This window comes from Pseudomonadota bacterium (assembly GCA_023229365.1).
Classification (GTDB): Bacteria; Myxococcota_A; Polyangia; order JAAYKL01; family JAAYKL01; genus JALNZK01.
Map to the genome: position 1 here is coordinate 1 of JALNZK010000242.1, position 3,058 is coordinate 3,058.

Sequence of the window (3,058 nt, forward strand, 5' to 3'; positions counted from 1 at the left end):
CTGTCCGCGACGTGGTGCTTCGCCTTCGGGGGCATCATCCATTTCGAGTACGGTTGTGCCGGTTCCAACATCTGTTGCGAGTCGGGAGGCGACACGGACACGGACACGGACACGGACACGGACACGGACACGGACACGGACAGCGACACCGACATCTGCTCGCCCGCCGCGGAGATCGAGTGCGACGGGAGCAGCTACGCGAGCACGTACGACACCGGCTCCACCGATCTCATCGACTCCTATGCCGGGTGCAGCGCCACGAACGAGACCGGACGCGAGTACGTGTTCGAGTACACGCCCGCGACGAGCGGCGACGTCACGATCAACATGTACGGCGGCTGGACCACCGGGAACATCGACCTGTTCCTCCTCGAGAACTGGTGCGACCCCGACAGCTGCATCGCCAAGTCGACCGGCACGAGCTCCAACGGCACGATCGAGCGGTACCTCACGGCGGGCACGACCTACTACATCGTCGTCGACGGGTACGCGGGCGCCGGGGGCGACTTCGGCCTCACGATGACGTGCCACGAGGATCCCGGGTTCCTGAAGATGTCGTTCTGGGAGAAGATCATGTTCTACCCCTACAACGCGCACCGCATCCTGGTCGGCCCGTCGACCTCGACGAACCCGACGACGTCGTCCTGGACCGTCCTCGCGGACGCGATCGACATGAACGACGTGACCTACAGCTGGACGCAGGGCTACACCGTGGACGTCTCGGACTGGTCGGGGACGGCGATCCGGTTCGCCTTCCACTACTACGGCGAGTCCTTCGACGACAAGTGGTACCTCGACGACGTGTGCGTGGGCGTGGACGCGGACACCGACGGCGACCCGGACTCGTGCTTCTACCAGGAGGGGTTCGAGGTGCCCGGGTATCCCAGCCTTCCCATGGGGTGGGTGACGTACGACGGCCCGGACAACGACTGCTCGGTCGATTGGCGCACGTCGCTCGACAACTACCACACGGGCATCACCTCCGCCCTGCGCGAGTACCCGGAGTCGGGCGAGACGTCGGACAGCTACCTGATCAGCCCGGCCATCTCGCTGCCGTAGCCGAGGAGCTCCCTACTCTTCCATGTCGACGATGAGCCGGGTCGTCTGCCCCGGCCGGATGACGAACCACCGCTGGACGGATCTGGGGAAGTCGGGGTTGGTGAACACCGCCTGGTGCCTCCCCGCCGATAGCTTGAGCGGCGACGTCGGCAGGAAGGGCAGCTCGCCGCGCGGTTTCCTCCCGTCGATGCGGATCTCCGCCCAAGGTGAGGCGTTCGCCACGAGGAAGCCGAAGCCGCGCGGTCTCTCGTTCGCCGGCGCCCCTTCCTCCGCGACGCCCGCGTCGGTCCCGGCGTCCACTGCCCGCGGCGCAGGCGGCGTGACCGGCGGTTTCCGTGCGTCCATAGGAGGCGCGCCCGCATCCTCCTGGGCGCCGCCGTCCGCCTCCGCCGATTCGTTCGCGCGACCGTCGTCCGGCCAGCGCAGCCAGGCGGTCGCGAGCCCGGCCGCGATCAGGGCGGCGGCGACCATCGCGGCGATCACCCCGCGGTTGCGCCGGCGCTTGCGGGCGGACTGTGGCGCATCGGAGCGGAACGACGCGGATCGGACCTCCGAGGCGAACGACGCGAGCTCGGCGCGCACCGCCCCGCGCCCCCCGCTCGCCGCCTGCCGCGTCAGCCGCGACTGCAGCTCGACGACCAGCTCACCGACCCGGGACGGGGAAAACGCGCCGTACGACTCGTGGAGCAGCAGGGTCAGCTCCTGCCGCGCGTCCTCCGCCGTCTGGTACCGCTGCGACGGATCGAACGACACCGCCTTGTCGACGATCGCCGAGAGCCGCGGATCGAGCCACGGCGCGACCTCCCCCAACGCGGGGTACCCGCGCCGCTCGGCGAGGAGGCGGAGGACGTCCACGCGCGAGCCGCCCCCCGCGGGGTGCCGCCCGAGCAGGAGCTCGTAGAGGGTGACGCCGAGCGAGAAGACGTCGCTGCGCCGGTCGACGGCCTCCCCCGCCGCCTGCTCCGGGGACATGTAGTGCAGCTTCCCCTTGACGATGTCGGCGTCGTCCGTCGCGCGCTGCGCCTCGGAGAACGCGATGCCGAAGTCGCAGAGCTTGACCTCGCCGGCGCGGCTCACGAGGACGTTGTTCGGCGATACGTCCCGGTGCACGAGCTTGAGCGGGTTGCCCGCGGCGTCGCACGCCGTGTGCGCGTAGTGCAGCGCCGACGCGACGCCGATGCCGATCCACAGGGCGACGTCGGGGGGCAGCGCGATCCCCTCCACCCGGCACGTCTCCACCATCGTCTCGGCGTCGATGCCGTCGATGAACTCCATGACGAGGTAGGGCCGACCCTCGATCTGGCCGAAGTCGAAGATCGGCACGATGTTCCCGTGGACGAAGCCGGCGAGCGTCTTCGCCTCCTCCGTGAACATGGAGACGAACCGCGGATCCGCGCCGAGGTCGGGGCGGATCATCTTGACGACGATCGGCTTGATGAAGCCGCCCGGGCCCCGGGTCTCGCCGAGGAAGAGCTCGGCCATGCCCCCGGAGGCGATCTGGCGTTTCAGGATGTATGGTCCGAACGATCTCGGCCAGCCGACGGCGTCCTGCATCCTTCTTTGCTACAGAGCGGGCGCGCCCGAGTCAACAACCCGTCGAGCCTTTGCCGCTCACCAGCGCGCGAGCACCTCGGTGACCACGAGATCGTCGCCGTCCCGCGCCACGCCGACGCCCAGGTGCGTGTACGAGCGGCTGAGCAGCTCGATCCTGTGCGACGGGCTCGCCATGAGGTTGCGGTGCACCCGGGAGGCGCTCGAGCTGCGCGCGACGTTCTCCCCAAACGCGGACGGGGCGAGCTCCGAGGCGCGCAGCCTGTCGGCGAGCATCGCGCCGCTCGGGGAGCGGTGCCCGAAGTAGCCGAGGGCGACCATGTCGGCGCAGTGGGCCGCCGCGACGCGATCGAGCCGCGCGTCCCGCGCGAGCGGGGCGAGCCCGAGGCGCTTCCGCGCCGCGTTGACGAGGGTGACGATGCGCGCGTCCGGCGCCTCCGCCCAACCG

At 69.9% G+C, this 3,058-nt stretch carries 3 protein-coding genes; 1 reads left to right on the forward strand and 2 read right to left on the reverse strand.

Going from position 1 to position 3,058, the window contains the following annotated elements:
- A partial coding sequence (locus M0R80_31735) for a choice-of-anchor J domain-containing protein (GenBank protein ID MCK9464213.1) occupies positions 1-1,059 on the forward strand: 1,059 nt, incomplete at its 5' end.
- 12 nt (positions 1,060-1,071) lie between these two features.
- Here the strand turns inward: M0R80_31735 and M0R80_31740 are convergent.
- Complete coding sequence (locus tag M0R80_31740) at positions 1,072-2,613, reverse strand: serine/threonine protein kinase (protein ID MCK9464214.1); 1,542 nt, start codon at positions 2,611-2,613, stop codon at positions 1,072-1,074.
- Positions 2,614-2,670: 57 nt separating this feature from the next.
- Positions 2,671-3,058 (reverse strand): CAP domain-containing protein (locus M0R80_31745; GenBank protein MCK9464215.1); only part of this gene is annotated, 388 nt, incomplete at its 5' end.

What these genes read in the sequence shown, in the direction of transcription:
- M0R80_31740 (MCK9464214.1), bottom strand. Translation starts at nt 2,613, where the DNA reads ATGCAGGACGCCGTCGGCTGGCCGAGATCGTTCGGACCATACATCCTG.